Consider the following 20,956-nt stretch of genomic DNA (forward strand, 5'->3'; position numbering starts at 1 on the left):
TCGAATGATCAAAAAAGATCTCGGACTGCTGCTTTTGATCGTCGTCGTCGGCATCGTCGTCGCCATCATCAACCCGCGCTTCCTGCTGCCGATCAACCTGGCCAACACCGCCAACCTGATCGGCCTATTCGGCATCCTGTCGATTGGCCAAGCCTTTGTTATCATAACAGGTGGTATCGAGCTTTCCGTGGGTTCGCTCGTCGCGCTTCTCGGCGTGCTGTTCGTCGATTTCGTCGCGGTCCAGGATATGTCATGGATGCTGGCGCTGCCGCTCATTCTCGTGCTCGGTGCGGTCATAGGTGCCGTCCACGGCTGGCTGATCACCCGGCTTAACCTGCAGCCCTTCGTCGTCACCCTCTGCGGCCTCCTGATTTATCGTGGGGCGGCGCGCTTCTATACGGCCGATGGAACGGCGGGTTTTGCTTTTGGCCAAAATTTCCCCGAGCTCGAATTCCTGACCGCTGGGCGGTCTTACGGCGTTCCCAACACTTTCATCGCGCTCGTCATCATTGCCGTGGTCATGTGGGTAGTGCTCCATCGCTCCGTCTTTGGGCGCTATCTTTACGCGATCGGCAAGAACGAGGAGGCGGCCCGCTATTCCGGGATCCGCACCGGCCGCATGGTCATGACGGCCTATGTCATCTGCGGGCTGCTCACGGCGCTTTCGGCGATTTATTTCGCCATGTACACGCGCTCGATCTCGCCGGCGAGCCATGGTCAGTTCTACGAACTTTACGCGATCGCCGCTGCCGTACTCGGCGGCTTTTCGCTCCGCGGCGGCGAGGGATCGATCGTCGGCGTCGTGCTGGGCACGGTGCTGCTCCAGGAGTTGCAGAATCTCGTGAATTTACTCGGTATCCCCTCGTCGTTGAATTTCGCTGTTATGGGTGGCGTGATCCTCATCGGCGTCCTGATCGACCAACAATGGCACGCGATCCGCGCAAAGCGCCGCCTCGTCTCTGCCGCCCGGCAGGCCGAAACCCGTCTTTCGAACGAAAGCAGCCTGCCGGTGGTCGCCAATCAGGACTAGTTCCGTCGACGGGCCACGGTGTACGTGACCTCTTCCGGTGAGAGAACACAATTTGCTTGCGCAGCTTGGTTCCTTTGTGTCTCCGATTCTGATCGGGGCCAGTGTGCTTCAGAGCACTTGGCTATCCCGGTCGTTGGGCAAACCGATCGCGGTAGACCAATGGGCTAACACCATATCGGCGACCGAACTGGAGCCTCAGGTTTTCAGCGCTTCCAAGTCCGGTCACCCGCGCGATGTCGTCGGGCGCGGACGAACTGGTCTCGAGCATGATGCGAGCCTGCTCCAGCCGCTCCCTCAAGATCCATTTGAGCGGCGGCAAGCCCGTAAACGAGCGAAAGCGACGCTGAAAGGTTCGTTCGCTCATGCCGGCATGGCGGGCCAGGGAACTGACCGTATGTGTATGTTGAAGATTCGCCTGAATGCGATCCAGGATCGATGACAATCGATCTGCCTCCCGTCTCAGGGGCACGGGGCGCTCGATGAACTGGGATTGTCCTCCCTGGCGATGGCTGTACATCACCAGGCGACGCGCCACCGTATTGGCGAGTTCCGCTCCAAAATCCGAGCGGACAATATGCAGGCACAGGTCGATGCCTGCCGAACTGCCGGCCGAGGTAAGAATGTCGCCCTCATCGACATAGAGGCAATTCGCGTCGATCTCGATAGCAGGAAAACGCTGAGCCATGCCCTCGGCAAAACGCCAGTGCGTCGTGGCCCTACGGCCATTTAGCAAGCCGGCGGCTGCGAGCACATAGGCGCCCCCGCAGATGGAAACGATGCGGGCGCCGCCCTCATGAGCGCGGGCCAATGCGTTACAGATCTTATCCGGTACAGGCTCATCGGGGCCGCGCCAGCCGGGGACGATGATCGTTCCGGCCCGGTACAGATCGGCTTCGGTCCCTGTTGCTGCAACCGTCAGGCCACCGCAGGCACGAAGAACCTGACCCTCCAGCGAGACCGATTTGAACTGATACCAGTTCGGTCCTGCTTCAGGGCGATCCAGGCCAAAGATTTCGGCAGTGATTCCGAACTCGAAGGTACAGAGGCCGTCATAGACGAGGCTGACGACACGGCTGTTTTCAGGAAAGCGTAAGTTCTCAGTTTTTGGCATGAATGCCGTCTTATCTGGCAATCCTGCCGCTGGCAACGCGGGCGCCGGCCATGCGACACGGTACTCGCCAACAAATTACGGAAGAACACGATGAGCCGCGATACGGACCTGCTAGACGCGATACAAACCTATTTCGATGCCCTTTACGCCTGCGATCTTTCACTCTTTGACCGGATCTTTCATCCTGCCTGCAGCCTCTTCGACGCTGACGAAGGCGCAGTCGCAGTCGACCCGATTGCAGATTATCGCCAGGTGATTGCGAAGCGCAAACTCCCGCTAGCCGCTCGCAGGAACGCGAAGACGAGATCATTTTGATTGACTGGCTGTCGCCGGTTGCGGCCACCGTGAAGGTCAGGCTGCGGATCCACGCGAACGTCTTCATCGACTATCTTTGCTTCTTGAAAGGCACTGAAGGCTGGCGGATTGTCGCCAAGGTCTGGCATCTCGAAAGTATGCGGGCATCATCGTAGCGGCCAGGATAGAGGCAGGAGAGTAAGGCCATGATTTTATCGTACGACGAACGGTCGCCATCGATCGATGCCGATGCCTGGGTTGCGACGGACGCGACCGTATGTGGCGATGTTGCGATCGGTGCGGGTAGCAGAATCATGCACGGTGCTCGCTTGGTGGCAGAAGCCGGCGGCTCCATCCGCATCGGGCGGAATTGCATCGTGTTCGAGAATGCGGTGATCCGAGCCACCAGTCGCCATGACTGTTCCATCGGAGATCACTGCATAATTGGCCCCAACAGCCATGTGGCTGGCGCCCAGATTGACGTTGAAGTTTTCCTCGCCACTGGGGCAGCCGTGTTTCACGGGGCACAAATCGGAAGCGGGTCGGAAGTCCGCATCAACGGAACCGTACACCTGCGAACGCGGCTGGAGCCGGGCTCGACGGTGCCAATCGGATGGGTCGCTGTCGGTAACCCAGTGCAAGTTCTGCCGCCGGATCAGCACGAAGCCATCTGGGCGCTCCAGAAGACACTGGATTTTCCTGGCTTCGTCTATAACGTCGATAGAAGCTCGCCCGATGTGATGAAAACGATTACGTCACGCTTGTCCGATGCTCTTGCAGTTCATCGAGCCGAAAAGGGCTTGAGTGGAGTGTCGGGCCTCGCGCCACAGTAGCACCGGCGCAGGCAGCAGTGTCCTTTGCTCTCGGGCCGGGTCGGGTGCCTCCCGGGGGAGTTCGGCGCAAAGGTCCTACAACTCACTTCCGAATATCAGCAGGCGGCTCGAAAAGTCAGCCGCGAGCGGTACGCCGGCTGTGATGCCGCTGCCCAAACACAGCTTTGTCAATTGTCGCATGCACGCCGAAATTTCCGTCGGCGACTTGCGTGATGCCGAAATCGGCGGCCAGAGACATGATGCTCAGCACCTCGTCTTCCGTGAGATCGTATGTTTGCATGATGAAACGGCGCGTCTGGCGGAAGGCATTGCGCAACGCCAAATCGATGGTGGATTTTTTGTATACGTCAGACTGCGCGTTGCTGCCCAGGTCCTTGAGATAATTGGGGTGGCTGAAGCTCTGTATCACCCAGCTGCGCTCGGTTTCTATGAGCGGCGAGTTAAGACCGCGCAGGAAAGCTGGGCACGCGTCACCTGTCTTATGGAGCTTGATAAGGATGTCGCCCGTCAGCGAACACTCAAGTCCCGTGCCATTGATCTCGCCGTCCGCCTGCGCGAAATGTCCATCGCCGAGCGAGAGTAGTGCGCCATGAACCGCAACGGGCAAATAAAGCTTCGCACCGGCTCCGATCCTCCAATTGTCGACATTGCCGCCGAAATAGCCCGGTGGGATGGAATCGACCAGGTCGGCCTCGCGCGGAGCCACGGCGACACACCCGAAATGCATGCGCGCCGGTATGCGCACGGTGCTTTCACTCAAGTCGCGGTGCGATACCTTGCTGTGGTCGACGGGTACACCCGGATAGTCGATCGTCGGGTGGACAACGCCGAATGGGTCGGTCTGCGGTTGCCATTCGTAGCTGTACAGCGGCCGCGCGGCGGTCGGGCACTGTGTGTCGATTTCAAAAATCGTCACCGTTTCGCGTTTGGCGTCCGGGTTCAGAAGGTCGTGATACTGAAACCCCCACCATGCCGATACGTTCGATGCAAAAGTCTTGCCGGGGAATGTAGCGCTCGGCCTTGGCCGAATATCGACGAACTCGATCTCGAGCACGTCGCCCGGCTCGGCGCCGCGCACATAGATCGGGCCGGTCATGATGTGAACGCCGAATCCCTCGCCGGCGCCGCGCCCGAAAATCGAAGCGTTGGCCGGACCTGCACCGCGACGGTCGACGAGCTTGCGTTCGGGTGACCATTCGAACACGCTTTCGGCCCCGCTGTCGCCCGCCACCATCCGCTGCCAGTCGTCGCCGGCGTGCTGGGTGAGTGTCTCGACGGTGACTGTGTCGCCCGGATCTACGCGCAGCACCGGCGGCAGCGAACGGCTGAAAAAGCCCCAATGCACGGTTTCCGCAGTTGCGGGCAAATGCCAATGGTCGGAGCGTTCGCGAGCTATTGCGGTTGGTGGACGATCCATGGGCGCCAGAAGCATCTGGGCGCTGCGCGCCGGCGCCACCTTGCGGCCGCCCGGTTTGCCGCGCAGCGGATAAGTTTCCTCCGTCTGCGCCCGAGCGTGCCTCACCTGTTTGGGACTCATTCCAAACGTCGCGCCAAAAGCGCGGCTGAAATGTGATTGATCGCGAAAGCCCCAGCGCTGTCCGATCGAGGCCACGCTTTCATGTGCATGGTTGGGATCTGCCAGGTCTATGCGGCAATGTTCGAGGCGCTGCTGGCGCACATAATCGGAGAAGCTTTCCCCACGTGCCTCAAACAGTTTTTGTGCGTAACGAACGGAAAGCCCTTCTAGTCTCGCGATGACAGCCAAGGCTAAATCGGCGTCCGACAGACGGGCGTCGATCGCCGCCGCGACGCGCCGGAAATGCGCCGCTTGCACCCCGGTCAGGCTGCCAGCGGGCTCACGTATCTCGCCCAGAAGGGCGCTTGCTACGAGCTCCGTCAAGGCCACGCCGGCGGCGGTCAGATCGGCGGCACCGGAAGTCTCGAGACTTGAGCCCAGCGTTCGCAATCCGGACTTCGCGACCGCAGCGACAACGGTGCTACCTAGCACTTTCGGTAAGCGGATGCCGTTGCGGCCAAGCCGAGCCTCCAGCGGACCGACGGCCGCCTGTAGCAGGAACGCACGGAAGTCGCTGCGGAAGGTCAACGACCAGTCGTCGGCTGTACCCAGCACCATCATGTCGCCGTCCGCGAGATCGACCGCCTGTTGCGGGGCGACAAGGCGCCCGCGCCCGGCAACGATAAGCGCGAAGAGGACCCCGTGGCTCTGGCGCATAGGCACGATACGCTGCGGTGTGCCGGAGATGTCGGCGAGGCGCGTGGTGGCGCTCGCTGCCCGCAGGCGCATGGTGCCTCTCGGAATCGGCTGATCGTCGACCGACGCGGAAAGGGATAGCTCCTCAAACCAGTCGAGCCACGCCTTATGACGGTGAGCGAGGGGCAGTTGGTCGATCGAGCGCGGTGTCACAAACATAAGAGAAGAGCGTCCCTGTTGGCCAATCTAGAACTGCCGCCGTGCGCGACAACGGGCGTCCCTCCGCCGCAGTTCGACTATATCCCGAAGCCGACCACAGTCTTTGTGCGCATGCGAACAATCTCTTGACTTTACGCGGTCAATAGGTGGAGCACAAGCTTGGTCGAAACTGCGAGCGTTCTGTTAACGAATTGAAATAATTACATGTTTTACACAGGCAGCGTAACCCGATGAATTTCGTGGCCGGTTAGGTGGGATTGCCGGTGGGGCGTGTGGTGCATACTGTCGCGCACATTCCTTCCACCAAAACACAAGGATTTTTTCATGTGCAAAGGCGATGATGCCAGTTGTCCGCATTTCGAACTTCACCATAAGAAGTTGAAGCAAGATCTAAATGCCGAGCGCCGCGGTTTTCTCAAGAGTGGCCTGTTCGCGGCCAGCGGACTGGCCGCGCTGGGCGCCGGTGGCATCTCGCTGGTCACACCCGCACTGGCGCAGGCCACGATATCGAAGCTGCCTGCCCAACGCGCCTATCACTATTTGCCGGCCAACGCCGAGACCGTTCATTGGGGCTACTTCAGCAAATCGCTGAAGCCGCGCATCGAGGTCAGTTCCGGCGACATCGTCACGATCGAGGCGCTCACCCACCATGCAAGCGACGACCTGGAGCGCATGATCGACGGCGACGAGGGTGCAGAGAGCGTTTATCTCTGGACGAAAGAGAAGAAGGGCGTCGACCGCCGCGGTGCCGGCCCTACTGACCCGGCAAAGTACAAGAAAGGTTCTGGTGAGGGGCAGGGTGTGCACATCATGACCGGCCCGGTCTATGTCCGCAACGCGGAGCCAGGCGACATACTGGAGGTGAGGATTCTCGATTGCGTGCCGCGTCCGTCCGGCAATCCCAAGTTCAGCGGCAAGTCATATGGCTCCAACGCGGCGGCCAATTGGGGCTTTCACTACAATGACCTCCTTGGCGGAACCAAGCGCGAGGTCGTCACCATCTACGAAGTCGATATCGCCGGCGGTAAAAGTTGGGCCGAAGCGGTCTACAATTTTCAATGGGTGCCGCAGACCGATCCGTTTGGCGTCAGACATGACACGATCGATTATCCCGGGGTTCCCGTCGACCACAGCCTGACCAATCGAAACTTTGACGTGCTGAAGGGGGTGAGACTGCCTATTCGCCCGCATTTCGGTACGATTGGACTGGCGCCGAAGGAAGCGGACTTCGTAGACACCATCCCGCCGAGTTACACCGGCGGCAACATCGATAACTGGCGCATCGGCAAGGGCGCGACGATGTACTACCCGGTCTCTGTCGACGGCGCGCTGCTCTCGGTCGGTGATCCTCATGCCAGCCAAGGCGACAGCGAATTGTGCGGCACAGCGATCGAGTGCTCGCTCACCGGTACATTCCAGCTCATCTTGCACAAGAAAGCGGACCTTGCCGGCACACCGCTCCAGGAGCTCAACTACCCCATGCTCGAGACGCAAACCGACTGGCTCGTGCACGGGTTTTCCTACGCCAACTATCTCGAGGAACTGGGACCGAGCGCTCAGAGCGACATCTATTCTAAGTCGTCCGTCGACAGAGCGCTGCGCGATGCGTTCCGGAAGATGCGCCATTTCCTCATGACAACCAAGGGACTCACGGAGGACGAAGCAATTTCTCTTATGTCGATCGGAGTAGACTTCGGCATTACCCAGGTCGTCGATGGAAACTGGGGGGTACATGCGGTGGTGAAGAAGGACATTTTCAGCGCCCGCGCCGCCTGAGACGTGTTGGGGAAGCGAACGAATCTCATGGCATGAGATTGTTAGGAAGTGAGTGGTCGAGCAAGTACGGTGGGTAGCCTTCCCCGTCAATCTGGTCGCTAGGCGCCGGCGGTGCCCGCCCCGACGTGTACACTGAACGGCCCAACCTCCGCGATTGTTATTCCCCCTCCACTCCTTAACGTGGATTTGGCCTGCCCTTCGGGGCAGGCTTTTTGCGCAATCATCACGGTGGCTGCAAAGGCGCAATCAGCCGCGGATTGTCTTTATGTCAGGTAGCGAAGCCGAACTATCTGTTTCGATCCATTACGGTCATAGGCAAGCTTCGTGTTCAGTCGGACACCCGCAGCGCGCGATGTCTGTTGGCGCGCCCGACATTTTGAGAAGCGACGTGGCGCTGTCTATTGCGCTTTTCCCACCTGCCCGCGGATCTCTCCGTCAGGGAATTTCTCCGTGTGGATGTTGAGATACCATTTTCCGGCTTGCAAGTCCGTCATGTGCTGATCGGTGATTTCCGCAGATCCCGAAGCTAGGGCGTTTGAGATATCGACCACCGGTCCAGCATTTTCACCCGCAGCCGCCGGACCGTGAAAATGCGCTGCAGTGGCATCACCAGAAAGACCGCTGGAAGTCACAGTCCATGTCAGTTTTTTAGTGGCGGTATCGAGGGTTATGTCGCCAGTTCCCTTGCCCGCGCTGTCATTAGGCGGCACCTCACTCGATCCTCTCAAGTCAGCCTTGAATTTCAATGTCTCGGCCGAAACGGGGCTCGCAACGATGACAGCAAGCACAGTGAGGCCGGTAATGAGAGAGTTCTTCCGGATCATCATATCCTCCCAAGAAGCACGTGTATTGCAGGTGACCATTCAACTCTTGAGAATGATTCGGGTTCCGCCGGCCGAGCGGATCAGGGGCGCTGAGCGTTCCGACGAAACTATTAATACGTCTAAGATGAAGTTCCAGCCTGAGCTAGCGGCCTCCCTTGCCACGTCTGTGTCGGACAACCGAGATGCAGACTTACCGACTACGTCGTTTTGCACCGTTAACAAATTTCGTGTCGATCCTCGAAAAGGAATTCTGGCGACGTTGGACATTATGCGACGGCGGCTCCCAGGAGCGGTACTTAATCTGCCCGGCGGTGCTGGCACCGAGATATTTCTCCCGCGATAGCACTATGCCGATGGTGTGAAGGCGATTGCCATCAGGTCATCTTCAAGCAGCGCAGCCCCATCACCGTTGCGAGCTCAGAAACGGTCGTATCGTTCCGCGGGCTGGGGTGACTTCAGCTTATGGCAGATGCAGCTTTCATCATCGGGAACCCGAGCGACGGTTTCCAGCGCCACACGTGATGCGATCACCGACAGACTCGGCATCACGTCGTCCTGCAGAAGCTGACCGCGATTTCGGTCCATGTAGTCGTTGAAACCGGCCGTGACGAAGGCGCAGGGCGTAAAGCACGCGCCGATCTCGCGCGACAGCGTGGCTTCAGGTGCGATTGAATGGTTGATTACGTCGGCGCCCATGGAGCGGAAGGCCATCGCTTCGGCCGGGCTGGTCAATCGGGGCCCGTATGAGTGGGCGGCGACGAGGCCTAGTTCCACGCCGTGGATGCGGCGCGAAGCGGGCCAGTGCCGTTTCGCAGTTTGCGCCAGCAGCGCGGCGCATTGCGGACAGACAAGTTGTTTTCCGGAGCAGTCGAACCGCTGTCGACCCTCAAGCAGGGAGTAGGGTGTCTGAGTGAGTTCAACGATATCTGCATTGATCACCATGTCGCCGGGCTGGATGGCCTTGTTGACGGCACCGATCGTCGAGCAGGAGAGGACGCGACGCACGCCCGACTGCATGAGGACCGAAAAAGCGCGTCGATGGCAAGAATGATCTATGTGGTCACGCGGATTGCCATGGGAATACATGCACAGAACGTGTTTCGTGCGCCCTTCCGCCGTCAGCGAGGCGTCGAACTCGAGGAGTTTCCAGTTCTCCGTCCGGCCATAAGGTGTGTCGAAGGCGAGGTCGCGCGCCAGCACGCGGACGCCGGCCATGCCCACATCCTCCGGAAAGGCGAGGCCCCAATTGGCCGACCCGGTGATCAGAGCGGTTCTGACGGAGGGGATAGGTGCGGTTGTCTGTCTGTCAGGCATTGTCACATTCACTTTGAGGCATCGTTGGAGCGCACATTGAGGATCAGGACGACGGCCCCGACGAAGATTGTCCACAACGTCGAAATGGCCGCGATAGTGGGATCAATCTGATCCCGCAGCGAGATGAACATCAACTTGGGCAGCGTCGTGTTCGCTCCGCTGGCGACGAAAATGGAGATCACCGCTTCGTCGAGAGAAGTGAGGAAGGCCATAAGTCCAGCAGCGACGAGGCTCAGGGCGAGTTGTGGCGCGATGATTCCGCCGATCGCTCTCGGCCAGCCGGCGCCCAGGCTTCGCGCCGCCTGCGCCTGCTGCCAGTCGAACCGGTTCACTGCCGGCTGCAAAACCACGATGGCCACCGGAATGGCGAGCGTCACATGTCCGGCAAGCACGCCGACGAAGGATCCGATCAGGCCGAGTTTTGCCAAGACGATGAACAAACCGATGGCGAGCAGGATTCCCGGTGTCACCGAAGGCGTGAGGAGAAAGCCGTAGACGCCTCCTGCGAGCGGTGAGCCCAGCCGGTTGATGGCGATCGAGGCCAGGAAGGCAACGGGAACGGCGATTGCGGCAGTCAACGTACCAAGCATAAGGCTGGTCTTCAGGGCCGCCATCCAGACGGCCGAGCCGAAGAAGGTCTCGTACCAGCGTAGCGACCAATCCTTTGGTGGAAACTCGAGCAGATCGGACGCGGAAAAGGACAGCGGCACGACGATCAGTGTCGGCAGCATGAGAAACAGGAGCACCAGGCTCGCGACCGTCCAGATCAGGGCACGTGCAAGCCGGCTGTCTTGATAGGCGTCAAGCATAGTGGACCTTTTCACGGGCCAGCCGGCGGATCGCGGCGAACATGCAGCCGGCAATAAGAATGAGGAGCAGAAGCAGCATTCCCAGAGCGCTGGCACCTCCCCAGTCCTGGAATGTCGATAAGGTCCGTTCGATGCGGATCGCGATGGGGTTGACCTTGCCGCCGCCAAGTACCGCCGGCGTGATGAAGAAGCCGAGTGTGTAGATGAAGACAATCATCGAGCCAGACGTCAGGCCGCCCGAGGCGAGGGGCAGTATGACCGTTGCAACGCAGCGCCAGAACCCCGCGCCGAGGCTCGCCGCGGCGCGCACGACATTGCCATCAATGTCGCGCATGGCGGCATAAACAGGCAGTACGAAGAGCGGCAACATGTAATGCGTCATGCCGATCAACGCCCCGGTGAAATTGTAGACAAGCGGCAGCGGCTGGTCGATCACGCCGAGCCAAGCCAGCGTTGAGTTGACCAGCCCATCTCGCCGCAGCAGCACCAGCCATCCATAGGTTCGCACCAGGATCGAAGTCCACAGCGGCAACATGATCAGTATCAGCACGCGGTTTGCGACGCGTCGATTGGCACTGGCCAACGCTAGCGCCAGCGGAACGCCCAGAACCACGCAGATGATCAAGGTGGATAGCGACAACGCCAGAGTGGTGCCGAGAGAAGACCAGGTTAGGCCGCTCGACAGAATTTTATCGTAGTTGCCGAGCGTCGCCTCACCCGCTACCGTCTGGAAAGACTGTCCGAGGATCCAGAAAATCGGCGCCATGGCCGAGACGCCGACGATGACAATCGCCGGCCAGGCAAGGCCGACGAAGAAAAGGCGCTCGCGCCTTTGTTCACGCAAGAGACCGGGATCGCTCATGAGGAGCGCTCCCCTTCGAGAAGATGAACGTGGCCGAATTCCGCATAGGCGCGAAGCTTGGATCCGATCTTGAGCTCGCTGCAGCCGGCGGCCCGGTTCGCCGCCAGACTCAGCATGAACTGATCTCCCATGGGGGTTTCCAGGTTCAGCAGCCAGTTCTCACCTCTGAACGCCTTGGAGGTGAGGCACCCGGTCACTTCGACCCGATCCTCCTCAAGGCCGGCCGGTTCTAGTTCGAAATACTCCGCCCGGATCATTGCGAGGCGTTCGCGCGGCATGCGCGCCGCGCCCGCGCCCTGGAGATTGTTCGTCGGCGCGATGTTGGCCTCCCCCATGAAATCCGCCACGAAGCGGTTTCTCGGTCGACGATAAATGTCCTGTGGCGCCCCGATCTGCTCTATGCGTCCGGCGTCCATCACCGCGATACGGTCGGACATGGTCAGCGCTTCGCGCTGGTCATGTGTCACATAGATTGTGGTGACACCGAGGTCGTCGTGCAATTTGCGGATCTCGAACTGCATGTGCTCGCGCAAGATCTTGTCGAGCGCCGATAGGGGTTCGTCCATCAGCATGACGCGCGGTTCGAAGACAAGGGCGCGCGCCAGGGCAACGCGTTGGCGCTGGCCGCCGGAGAGCGCGGCGATGTCGCGCGCCCCGAATCCGGAGAGCTTCACCCTGACAAGCGCCGCCTCCGCTCGCTCCCGGGCCTGTGCTTTAGGAACGCCACGCAGCCTCAAGGGGTACTCGACGTTCCTCGAGACGCTCATATGTGGAAATAGAGCATAGTTCTGGAAGACGATGCCGATGTTCCGTTTGTTGGGCGGCAGGCGGGTTACGTTCTGTCCACCTATCGTCACCGCGCCGGTTTCCGGCCGCACGAAACCCGCGAGCGCCATCAGCAGCGTCGTCTTGCCGGACCCCGAAGGGCCCAGCAAGGTAAGGAATTCGCCAGCGGCGATATCCAGTGTGACATCGTCGAGAGCCAAATAGTTCCCGTAGGTCTTCCGGAGGTCTGCGATGGAAATCGGGAGCGAGGTTGCCCTCATTGTCACACCTATCGGGCTTAGCGGCTGATCATCTCGTCGAAAGCGCGTTGGGCCGTTTCGCCATTCTTGACCCACCATTCGGCATTGGAGAACACGGAACCGTCGACATTGCCCGGCGCCGTGGCGAGCAGCTTCATCTTCTCGGCGGAGATCAGCTTGAGTTCGTAAGCCTTCGGATTGACGGGGCCGTAGGCGATGTAGTCGGTCAGTTTGGCTTCCCGCTCCGGCGTTGTCATCGCTGCGATCAACTTCATCGCTGCCTCGCGATTTGCGGCACCTTTGGGCACCGCGAGACAATCCGTTCCAATCACCGAGCCCTGGAACTTGAAATCCGCCGGTCCACCGTCGGTTTTGACGCTTTCCGCACGACCGTTCCAGGTTACGACCAAATCGGCTTCCCCGTCCTTCAGGATCTGAGCCGACTGCGCGCCCGATGTCCACCAGACCGCTATATTCGGCTTAAGTGCCTCAAGCCGGGCGATGGCGCGGTCGAGGCCACCAGGGGCGCTGAGCTGCTTGTAGATGTCAGCCGGCGCCACGCCTTCAGAAAGAAGGGCGATTTCGATTAGGTCTTGCGCATTGGCACGAAGCGCACGCTTGCCGGTATATTTCTCGACATTCCAAAATTCCGCCCAGTTGGCTGGAGGATTGGTACCAATAGCCTTGGTATTCCAAGCCATCACAGTGCCGTAGGAGGTGAAGGGATAGCAATATTTGGACTCGGCGCCAGGTGGCAGCGATTGGGGGTCGATGATCGTGTAATCGAGTGGCTCAAGCATGCCCTGCTCAGCGGCCTGTGCACCCTCTGGGGAGCCGAGATGGATGACGTCGGTCGTCACCGCACCGGACGTGACCTGCATCTTGAGTGCGGCAAAGCCATCGCTCTGGGTCTCCTCCCGCACGGTATATCCCAGCTCCGCCGCCGCCGGCTCCCACATTGCTTTCTTGACAGCGTCGCCATAGTCGCCGCCGGCGGTGGTAATGGTCACGTTCTGGGCAAGCGCGGGCACTGCCGCAAGCGCCATCGCTGCGACGGAATAGCGGAAAAGCTGCATCATTGGCTCATCTCCTTGGTTCGCCTCTGGTGGTCATTTTGGGCGTTATCGCCTCATTTTATGAAATCGTAACGTTACGATTGCGCTTTATCGGCAAGTCGTCAAGCGTTTTGTTCGCCACGCCACGCTTTCCTTGCCATGATGGAATTGCCGACCTACAAGGAAGAAAACGGCAACGATCAGAGGCGACATGACGGCGAAGGGTAGGCCGAACCTCCGGAGGCTCGCAGATGAGCTCGGGCTCTCCGTGACTACCGTGTCGCGGGCACTCAAGGACGGGCCGGAAGTTCATCCCGACACGATCAGGCGCGTGAAGGCGGCTGCGGACGCGGCCGGATATGTGCCTAACCTGCATGGTCGGGCACTACGCACCGGTTCTACGCGTAACCTGACCGCGATCCTGCCGATGGAGACCAGGGACTACCTGTCCGATATCGCCAAGCTTCCCCTAATGGAGGGGATGACCCTGGCGGCAAGGGAGCTCGGCTACAGCTTGACGGTCTTTTCAACCACGCCCGAGGAGAGTCCGCAGGAGAACCTCGACATGGTCCTCCGTTCGGGCGCCGCCGATGGTGTGCTCATTACGCGCATATTGGCGGAGGATCCTCGAATACCCCACTTGTTGGAGCAGGGGTTTCCGTTCATCGCATTCGGGCGCAGCAATCTCGATCGGGACTATGCCTATGTCGATATCGATAATGAACGCATCGCGTATGAAGCTTCCTCGCTTCTGTTCGAACGGGGCTGCCGCCGCATCGCGCTCCAGTTGCTGACCCGGGAAGATCAGTACAGCGCAATGCGGCTGGCGGGCTATCGCAGGTCGATTCATGAGCAGGGGCTAACCTTCGACCCCGTTCTGATCGGGCATGAGGATTTTACTATCGAGGCCAGCGAACGCTGGATCGGGCGGCTGCTCGAAAGCGCCGATCCACCGACCGGCCTCGTCTGCGCCAACGAACTGGGGCTGCTGGGGGCGCTTAGCGCCTTGCGCAAACGCGGGCTCGCCGTCGGCCGCGACTTCAGCATCGCGACCCGCGACAACACCCGCATCGCACGATATCTCTCCGCGCCGCTCATGGCGCATTCAGTGGACATGGTCAGCGTCGGCCGCGCCTTGGTCGAGGGCCTCGTTTGCCGCATAGAGCATCCGGACGCCCCGCTGTGGCAGAAAATATTCGCGGGCGAGATGTCCATGATCCAAGATGAATGATTGCTGGGCCGCGAGCTCGATTTCCACTCACGACCTTAACACCCCCCGAGTGCAGATCCGGAAGTTTTTTTTACATTTGCCCCAAGGTCAAAGCCTAACGATTGATGCCCCGGTCGAGCAGCTTCCCAGATCTGATTCAAAACCTCGGCCGTAAGCCAAGCCTTGTCTCGCGGTGGGAAGCGACCGGAATACTGTAGCACGATAGCCGGTGTGTCCGATGGCATAGCTCGCACTGCTCGTGAAATCCGGTCTGCCTGAGGATGCTTGTTCACCAGGATATTGCGAAGGTATTGTAGTCAATGCGGCAGCAGAACCTCTATGGCACTGCGCCCGGTGTGAGGAGGCTTCTTAGAGACGTGATTATTTTTTCTTCTCTCCCGGGGGAAGCCCCTGCTCAATCAACCTGTCGAGGTAGTCGCAGTAAGGACTGCCTTCATAGAATGGGTGGGCCGCCTCTCGGACGTATTCCGCATTCAGGTTTGGAAACTTCTTCAAAGCATCAGAGATCCAGAGCCTCACTTCATCGGTATTGCCCGACTTGAGGGCGAGCAACGCTGCCCCAATGAATGGGTAATAGGTTGTGCGTTCGAATGACGCGCCTTCCCGTAGATGCATCCGGGCCGTTGAGAGGTCATCTGGCTTGCCCCTCAGCATCAAGCCAATACCGAGTAGTGTCTTGAACGCAAACATAGACGGGTCGTGAGGACTGAGATCGATGGCATTTTGTGCGGCTCTAACTGTCGTATCGGCGTCCCTGAGCCGTACGGCTGCCATTCCATGGGCGAAGTGAAGAAATGCGTAGTTAGGATTTAATGCTAGGCCCTGTTCAGCGACAGGCATGGCCTCTTCCGCTCGCCCGTCCACCGTAAGGAGGAGCGACATCATCGCGTAAGCGATATCGCTTCGCCTGTCGATTTCTAAGGCCTTCGTGGCGAATGATAGTCCCTCCTTGACAGCGACAGGCGCGTCTGCGGCACGCCCCCAAAGGACGAGTGCGTATCGGTGCCGAGCTAAATAGGCGTAGGGAAGTGCGAAATTTGGATCGTGTTCGAGCGCTTGTAGAAGAAACTTCTCGGCAGTGGCTTGAGAACCTGCTTCGAAGGAAAGCAATTCAGCAAGGCCGCGGTGACAAAGTTCCCAAGCAGTAAGATTATCCGTCGATTTGGCGAGGGCGAGGCCCCGTTCGTGCGCTCCCAGTTCTGGTTCGATGCCCGCGATAATCCGGCGCGTTATCTCGTCCTGTACATCAAAAAAATCGGCGATCGGACGATCCCACCGCTCGGCCCAGATGTGTGCTCCAGACCGCGCGTCGATTAGCTGTACAGTGATCCTCAACCTATCACCGGACCGCCGAACCGATCCTTCCACGACGTAACGCACACCAAGTTCCCGGGCGATCTTGCGTACGTCCTTGGCTGTTCCCTTGTAGGCGAAAGTCGAGTTGCGAGCGATCACGAACAACCATCGAAAGCGACCTAGCTCTGTGATGACGTCTTCGACCAGTCCGTCGACAAAGAAGTCCTGATCGGGGGTGGCAGAGAAATTCTGGAATGGGAGAACCGCGATCGAAGCACGTTCCTGTCCAGGGAGCCGAACCGCGCTAACCGGCGTGCCGTCCACCTCGACCTGCCACACGTCAATTGGTTCGGGGATGTTCTTTACGGACTGTGGCCCAAGCCACGTCATCCCAGCCTCTATCTTGCCTTGCACGTGATCGCAGATTGCACGAGATACGCATATACCTCCGGCGGGTGCGATGGTTTCCAAACGCGCAGTGATGTTGACACAGTCGCCGAGGATGTCGTCCCCATCGATCACCACGTCTCCCAGATGAATACCGATCCGGAAACGAAGACGTCGGTCTTCCCCTTGAGGAGACTCGCGCGAACTCAAGTTGCGCTGCATTAGAAGGGCCGCTCTTACCGCCAATACTGGCGATGGGAATTCGACTAGGAGCCCGTCGCCCATGGTTTTGACGATCCGGCCACCGCCTTCCAAAATCGCCGGGTCAATCACGTAGGTTCGCGCATCGCGCAGCCGCGAAATGGTGCCTTCCTCGTCCGCCGCCATTAGACGAGAATAGCCAACCAAATCGGCAGCCATTATTGTGGTAAGACGACGTTCCATGCTTGCCCCTCCGCTAAGACAATACAGTATCGCGTGATATGCAAATGCGAAAGCGCTCTGGAACCGCGCGAATCAGGATAGAACGAGAAATCCAAAAGCGAATGCGCTGGTGTCGCACCCGAAGGGATCGGCTTCTTCTCTTCGGCTTTCCGATGACGAGCGGGAATGGTGGCAGCTTAGAATGAGCAACGACCGCGGCGCGTCAACGTTCATTTAGCAATGTGCAAGCGCGAGTCCTTGAGCGCGTTGCCGATCACGCCGCTCTTGCCGACCCCCGACCCGCGTCGGCCGGCAAGTGCTGATCCTCGTACACAAGGGGGCAAATTGGAGGACGAAAAGGGGTCAAAGTTCCATGCCGATTGACAGCCATTGATCATGGTGTTCCCGACAACCCGCCACAGGTCCTACACTGAGGTATCTCTATATCAAAGTATAGAACACACGCGCCCTCCGCACAGTGGTCCAGATCCCTTGAGTTTTGCAAAGTGGAGACCCGCAACCCGATACGAGGAAGACAGAAATTTGACCGTCTCGCGCTTTCAGGGCCTAACGCCGTTTATCTTGAGGCTTGGCCGCCGTTGACACAGCGTTGACGCCTGAGAGACTGGAGCATTCGGACGATTTAATGATTTCCGGCTGCTCCACTACTGTCGCGGTTCGCCTCGACGGAGTGCTCGAAAAACCACTCGTTCTAGATTTGGGGGACGATTTTTGGGCTTTGTGGGCCTGATTTTGAACACTGGAGTTTGCAATGCGCTTTTACTTTTTAGTGGCTCTTATGCTTGGAACATTCGCGGGTATACCGGCGGTGCCGGCAGCAAACGACACGATCATCGATACTTCCCATTCAATCATCGATGGCAAGTCCGACGTTGACGGGGTTGCTTATCATTACCTTTTGGCGCAGGGTGGGCCGAAAACGGTCGTGTTGCTGCATGGCTGGGGTACAACGTCATACATGTGGCGTCATGTCATGCCGCAATTGGCGACCCAAGGATATACAGTTCTCGCGCCGGATCTTCGTGGTCTGGGCGATACCGCCAAACCTCTGGCTGGATATGATAAGGCTTCGATTGCCGAGGACATTCGCAAGCTGGTGAGCAATCTGGGCATTGGTCCGTTGGTAAACCTTGTCGGCCACGACATGGGAGGCATGGTCGTTTATGCCTATGCCGCCAAATATGCCAATGACGTTGAGACACTCGCGATCATGGATGTTCCTCTCCCCGGCATCGAGCCTTGGGACGATTTGATCCAAGGTCCTCGTACGTGGCATTTCCGCTTCCACTCTGTTCGTGACGTTCCGGAAATGCTTATCGCAGGCCGCGAACTCGAATATCTGAAATGGTTCCACAATGCCGAGGGCGTTAACTCGCTGCCTTCGATAACGAAGCCGACGAAGTTTACGGACGCTCATATGCTCAGCCAGGGGCGCTTCGAGCCGGCTTTGAATACTATCGCGCCTTCCCCAAAGACGTTGAAGCTAACAGATTATTCTCGATCGAGAAGCTGCAGATGCCGGTTCTTGCCATGAGTGGAGTTGGGGGCATGGGAGCAGAGTATGGCAACCACATCCGTCACGTCGCAAGAAACGTACGCGGCGTGGTTGTGGAGGGTTCTGGCCATTGGATCCCCGAGGAGCAGCCTTCAGCCGTTACGAAAGCATTGATCGAGTTCCTACCTGCACCGTGATCGCGACCCTTCTATGCCATCTTTCTGTGCTAAAGCCGAATTCGCCAATCACGGCGCTCTTGCCGGCCCTCTGCAACCCCGACCGGTGTCGAGCCGGCAAGTGATAACCTCATACACAAAGGGGTCAAAATTGGATGCCGATAAGGGGACAAAGTTCCGTGCCGATTGACATTCGAGCGGATCGATCTGCTGCTGCAGGATCATGCAGCCCTTCCCGTCCCCTCGAGATCTCCGCCGTCGAAGGGTGATACGCAGCTTGATTCGTGTACTCCAGTTTCGACCTCTAGCGCTCGACCGAAGATTGTTAGCTTAATTAAACTTGCCATTGCTGCACTGGATGTATAGCTGCGCTGAACAATCTCTCCGGAATACCGCGGAAACCGGGCGTCGCTTGGTCTGGATCCTCTCGTATGTTCACGATCGTCCGCGTTTTTCCTTTCGACTTTGACGACAAAAGCCCATGCGTGAAGCTCGTGCACAAAGCAGGAGACTGGGCATCTAGACGACGGCCGGCATTTTCTGATACGCGGGCTGGATACCGCATTCCTGTTTGTTCGTCTGGGACTGCCTCTGCCTAATCTCGGGCTTGGAATTATCCGCCGCATAGAATCCGCGAGCGTTCCCCACCCAATAGGCAGCTCGCCTTCACGGAGACAACGGGACGACGAAGTCTTCGATGATCGTTGCCGACAGCTGCCGCCGTACCCAGCAAAGCGGTTTCAGTGTTTCGCGTGCGAAAGGCATAGAATTTCGCGATACGCGCACAGCTCATCGAGCAGTGTCCTTTCGATGGCGAGGATTTTAGCCTTCTCCGCCTCGCCGACGAGCTGGATGATGTAGCTCTGCTGATCATTGCCCTGTCTGTCGATGAACGGGTTCAAGAGGCTTTCGGGATCTCCAAGTGCAGGCAGGGCACCGATGTCTTCATTCGTGACATTGGGGGCATAGAACATAAAGTGCGGCATTGTCATGGTATGAACTTCCATGTCCGGCGGCCCAACCGTGCGCATGATCGGGGATACCATGTAAGAGAGGCCTGGTCTGTTGGGAACGCCGTAGGTCTTGTCCTCATATCGCTTCTCGATTTCGGATTTCAGGACCATTGGGGACATCCCCTTAGCACGGAGTGCGGCCACGTCCATGATAACCTTAAAGTGAGCATTTGTGCCGGCCGCATCGTAGCAGAGCGGAATGTAGATATCGTTTCGAAAGTCGGCGAGTTCCCACGCCGTCCTCTCGACCAGGCAGGCCAATCCGTTGCTTCCCTGTCTGGCCAGCGCGTAGCCCTTGGCGGGATCGAGAATGTAGACTGCAGCCTTGCCTCGTAAGGCCGGCGGAAGGGCGCTGAGAGCGTAGCGGATTTCGAGGTCGGATGCCATTTTGTCGAGGGCCGTGTCGTAGGCCTGGCTCCTGCCGGTTAGCGCAATGCTGATACCGAGCGCGATGGCAAAGGCGAGCAGTGGTTTTGTGGCTCGCCTAAAGATGTCGCTCGCCTGTTCGAGGGCAATAACTGCCTTGCCGATAGTCCTACGTGTATTTGCTTCCTTGATTAAAGACATAACTCTCCTCCTGCCGGTTGCACGCCGTTCAAACAGCGCCGCACCGGTCAAACCAAATTATAGTGAGATCGCTCAGCCGACAGCGCCACGAGCCGCCGGCGCAATCGGGCGGACCGTGGCAGGTCAGAGAAACGTCAGGCGATGGCTTCTTCGAGTTTGTTCAGGACAGCGTTCCATCCGCCGATGTGAGCGAGGCGCGCCTCATCGCTTTGGAACTTGACCTGCCTCAAGGTAATCTCGGTCGTGTTCGCGTCGATGGCGGCGAGATCGATCGTGACGATACTGTCCTCAAGGGAATAAGGAGATTCCCAGGTAAAGGACAGGCGCGAGTAGGGATCGATTTCCAGAAAGGTACCCGTATGCGGTATTTCGCGATCGTTTGCTAGCATGACAATCGAAAACCGGCCGCCCTTGACCGCGTCAACGCTGACCCTCGACGGGCCATTGCTGTCCGTCGGGGTTTGCATGAATTTGGCAAGCATTTCCGCTGAAAGCCAGGCGGCAAACACCTTTTCGCGAGGCGCGGCGATCTTGCGGTTAACAGTCAATTCAAGCTCACTCATGTCCTTCATCCTTTGCATTGAGCACCTCTTCGAGCGCCTGCAGGCGCAGTTCCCAGACGGATTTGAGTTTGGCGAACCAGGCCTCCGTTAACCGCAGCGGTTCAAGTTCCGCGGCAATGAGATGCTCGCGGCCCAAAGTCCGGCGGGTGACCAGCCCCGCCTCCTCCAGAACCTTGATATGCTTGGAAACGGAGTTCAGGGACATGTCAAAATGAGCAGCAAGGGCCGTCACTCTCAACGCGCCCTCCTGAACGAGGAGCGTGAGAATCTTGCGCCGCGTGGTGTCGCCAGCGGCCTTGAGAATATGTGACAGAGCGTCTTCGTTCATTTATTCACCCGTATGGTTGAATATAACCATCGGCGATGATTAGTCAACCATTTGGATGAATGATTTTTCAAATTGTTTTGTTTCATGATGAG

Annotated in this window: 17 protein-coding genes and 1 pseudogene; 6 read left to right on the top strand and 12 right to left on the bottom strand. The window is 58.7% G+C overall.

Features of this window, described 5'->3' with window-relative positions; translation table 11 throughout:
- The first annotated feature begins 4 nt into the window (after positions 1-4).
- Positions 5-1,030: an ABC transporter permease gene (locus tag EV130_RS02150; protein WP_074063860.1), complete on the top strand. Its 1,026-nt coding sequence runs from the start codon at positions 5-7 to the stop codon at positions 1,028-1,030.
- Between the two features lie 121 nt (positions 1,031-1,151).
- On the opposite strand, the gene ftrA is transcribed toward EV130_RS02150, so the two are convergent.
- The gene (gene ftrA / locus EV130_RS02155; protein ID WP_425375555.1) at positions 1,152-2,162 is read right to left on the bottom strand and encodes a transcriptional regulator FtrA; all 1,011 of its coding nucleotides are present in this window, start codon (positions 2,160-2,162) and stop codon (positions 1,152-1,154) included.
- A gap of 69 nt (positions 2,163-2,231) precedes the next feature.
- Between ftrA and EV130_RS02160 the strand changes: the two are divergent.
- Positions 2,232-2,611: pseudogene (locus EV130_RS02160) on the top strand (nuclear transport factor 2 family protein).
- A 30-nt stretch (positions 2,612-2,641) separates the two neighbouring features.
- Positions 2,642-3,268, top strand: a complete 627-nt coding sequence (locus tag EV130_RS02165) for a gamma carbonic anhydrase family protein (RefSeq protein WP_132659128.1) — start codon at positions 2,642-2,644, stop codon at positions 3,266-3,268.
- A gap of 115 nt (positions 3,269-3,383) precedes the next feature.
- Here the strand turns inward: EV130_RS02165 and EV130_RS02170 are convergent, their stop codons facing one another.
- Positions 3,384-5,699 carry an acetamidase/formamidase family protein gene (locus EV130_RS02170; RefSeq protein ID WP_132659130.1) on the bottom strand — a complete coding sequence of 772 codons (2,316 nt, stop codon included), beginning with the start codon at positions 5,697-5,699 and terminating at the stop codon, positions 3,384-3,386.
- Positions 5,700-6,023: 324 nt separating this feature from the next.
- Here EV130_RS02170 and EV130_RS02175 point away from each other — a divergent pair, with 324 nt between their 5' ends.
- A complete protein-coding gene (locus EV130_RS02175) occupies positions 6,024-7,475 on the top strand; it encodes an acetamidase/formamidase family protein (RefSeq protein ID WP_074063865.1) in 1,452 nt (483 codons plus the stop codon).
- Positions 7,476-7,873: 398 nt separating this feature from the next.
- On the opposite strand, the gene EV130_RS02180 is transcribed toward EV130_RS02175, so the two are convergent.
- The 6 genes from EV130_RS02180 to EV130_RS02205 form a co-directional block, all read right to left on the bottom strand.
- Positions 7,874-8,302: a CHRD domain-containing protein gene (locus EV130_RS02180; RefSeq protein ID WP_196776379.1), complete on the bottom strand. Its 429-nt coding sequence runs from the start codon at positions 8,300-8,302 to the stop codon at positions 7,874-7,876.
- 414 nt (positions 8,303-8,716) lie between these two features.
- Entirely contained in the window at positions 8,717-9,613 is an 897-nt protein-coding gene (locus tag EV130_RS02185; protein ID WP_132659132.1) for a phosphorylase family protein, read from the bottom strand.
- An 8-nt stretch (positions 9,614-9,621) separates the two neighbouring features.
- Positions 9,622-10,422, bottom strand: a complete 801-nt coding sequence (locus EV130_RS02190; RefSeq protein ID WP_074063868.1) for an ABC transporter permease — start codon at positions 10,420-10,422, stop codon at positions 9,622-9,624.
- Positions 10,415-11,284 (bottom strand): ABC transporter permease, encoded by an 870-nt coding sequence (locus EV130_RS02195; protein ID WP_074063869.1) that lies wholly within the window; start codon positions 11,282-11,284, stop codon positions 10,415-10,417. The genes EV130_RS02190 and EV130_RS02195 overlap by 8 nt, the downstream gene beginning before the upstream one ends.
- The gene (locus EV130_RS02200) at positions 11,281-12,330 is read right to left on the bottom strand and encodes an ABC transporter ATP-binding protein (protein ID WP_132659134.1); all 1,050 of its coding nucleotides are present in this window, start codon (positions 12,328-12,330) and stop codon (positions 11,281-11,283) included. Before EV130_RS02200 ends, EV130_RS02195 begins: the two co-directional genes overlap by 4 nt.
- Before the next feature lie 17 nt (positions 12,331-12,347).
- Complete coding sequence (locus tag EV130_RS02205) at positions 12,348-13,388, bottom strand: ABC transporter substrate-binding protein (protein WP_237358636.1); 1,041 nt, start codon at positions 13,386-13,388, stop codon at positions 12,348-12,350.
- Between the two features lie 187 nt (positions 13,389-13,575).
- On the opposite strand from EV130_RS02205, the gene EV130_RS02210 reads away from it, so the two are divergent.
- Complete coding sequence (locus EV130_RS02210) at positions 13,576-14,595, top strand: LacI family DNA-binding transcriptional regulator (RefSeq protein WP_074063871.1); 1,020 nt, start codon at positions 13,576-13,578, stop codon at positions 14,593-14,595.
- Positions 14,596-14,955: 360 nt separating this feature from the next.
- On the opposite strand, the gene EV130_RS02215 is transcribed toward EV130_RS02210, so the two are convergent.
- Entirely contained in the window at positions 14,956-16,722 is a 1,767-nt protein-coding gene (locus EV130_RS02215; protein ID WP_074063872.1) for an adenylate/guanylate cyclase domain-containing protein, read from the bottom strand.
- Positions 16,723-17,473: 751 nt separating this feature from the next.
- Between EV130_RS02215 and EV130_RS02220 the strand changes: the two genes are divergently transcribed.
- Positions 17,474-18,256, top strand: a complete 783-nt coding sequence (locus EV130_RS02220; RefSeq protein ID WP_245520001.1) for an alpha/beta fold hydrolase — start codon at positions 17,474-17,476, stop codon at positions 18,254-18,256.
- Between the two features lie 877 nt (positions 18,257-19,133).
- Here EV130_RS02220 and EV130_RS02225 read toward each other — a convergent pair.
- From EV130_RS02225 to EV130_RS02235, 3 genes are all read right to left on the bottom strand, one after another.
- A complete protein-coding gene (locus tag EV130_RS02225; protein WP_132659136.1) occupies positions 19,134-19,973 on the bottom strand; it encodes a hypothetical protein in 840 nt (279 codons plus the stop codon).
- Between the two features lie 134 nt (positions 19,974-20,107).
- Positions 20,108-20,536: an SRPBCC family protein gene (locus tag EV130_RS02230; protein WP_132549315.1), complete on the bottom strand. Its 429-nt coding sequence runs from the start codon at positions 20,534-20,536 to the stop codon at positions 20,108-20,110.
- Positions 20,529-20,864 carry an ArsR/SmtB family transcription factor gene (locus EV130_RS02235; protein ID WP_074063874.1) on the bottom strand — a complete coding sequence of 112 codons (336 nt, stop codon included), beginning with the start codon at positions 20,862-20,864 and terminating at the stop codon, positions 20,529-20,531. Before EV130_RS02235 ends, EV130_RS02230 begins: the two co-directional genes overlap by 8 nt.
- Positions 20,865-20,956 lie beyond the last annotated feature (92 nt).

The sequence above is a fragment of the Rhizobium azibense genome, assembly GCF_004342325.1.
GTDB classification, from domain to species: domain Bacteria; phylum Pseudomonadota; class Alphaproteobacteria; order Rhizobiales; family Rhizobiaceae; genus Rhizobium; species Rhizobium etli_B.

Coding starts and splice junctions, on each gene's coding strand:
- EV130_RS02165 (WP_132659128.1), top strand. CDS start 2,642: ATGATTTTATCGTACGACGAACGGTCGCCATCGATCGATGCCGATGCC.
- EV130_RS02200 (WP_132659134.1), bottom strand. CDS start 12,330: ATGAGGGCAACCTCGCTCCCGATTTCCATCGCAGACCTCCGGAAGACC.
- EV130_RS02195 (WP_074063869.1), bottom strand. CDS start 11,284: ATGAGCGATCCCGGTCTCTTGCGTGAACAAAGGCGCGAGCGCCTTTTC.
- EV130_RS02210 (WP_074063871.1), top strand. CDS start 13,576: ATGACGGCGAAGGGTAGGCCGAACCTCCGGAGGCTCGCAGATGAGCTC.
- EV130_RS02185 (WP_132659132.1), bottom strand. CDS start 9,613: ATGCCTGACAGACAGACAACCGCACCTATCCCCTCCGTCAGAACCGCT.
- EV130_RS02180 (WP_196776379.1), bottom strand. CDS start 8,302: ATGATGATCCGGAAGAACTCTCTCATTACCGGCCTCACTGTGCTTGCT.
- EV130_RS02170 (WP_132659130.1), bottom strand. CDS start 5,699: ATGTTTGTGACACCGCGCTCGATCGACCAACTGCCCCTCGCTCACCGT.
- EV130_RS02235 (WP_074063874.1), bottom strand. CDS start 20,864: ATGAACGAAGACGCTCTGTCACATATTCTCAAGGCCGCTGGCGACACC.
- EV130_RS02230 (WP_132549315.1), bottom strand. CDS start 20,536: ATGAGTGAGCTTGAATTGACTGTTAACCGCAAGATCGCCGCGCCTCGC.
- EV130_RS02220 (WP_245520001.1), top strand. CDS start 17,474: ATGCGCTTTTACTTTTTAGTGGCTCTTATGCTTGGAACATTCGCGGGT.
- EV130_RS02225 (WP_132659136.1), bottom strand. CDS start 19,973: ATGTCTTTAATCAAGGAAGCAAATACACGTAGGACTATCGGCAAGGCA.
- EV130_RS02150 (WP_074063860.1), top strand. CDS start 5: ATGATCAAAAAAGATCTCGGACTGCTGCTTTTGATCGTCGTCGTCGGC.
- EV130_RS02175 (WP_074063865.1), top strand. CDS start 6,024: ATGTGCAAAGGCGATGATGCCAGTTGTCCGCATTTCGAACTTCACCAT.
- EV130_RS02205 (WP_237358636.1), bottom strand. CDS start 13,388: ATGATGCAGCTTTTCCGCTATTCCGTCGCAGCGATGGCGCTTGCGGCA.
- EV130_RS02190 (WP_074063868.1), bottom strand. CDS start 10,422: ATGCTTGACGCCTATCAAGACAGCCGGCTTGCACGTGCCCTGATCTGG.
- EV130_RS02215 (WP_074063872.1), bottom strand. CDS start 16,722: ATGGAACGTCGTCTTACCACAATAATGGCTGCCGATTTGGTTGGCTAT.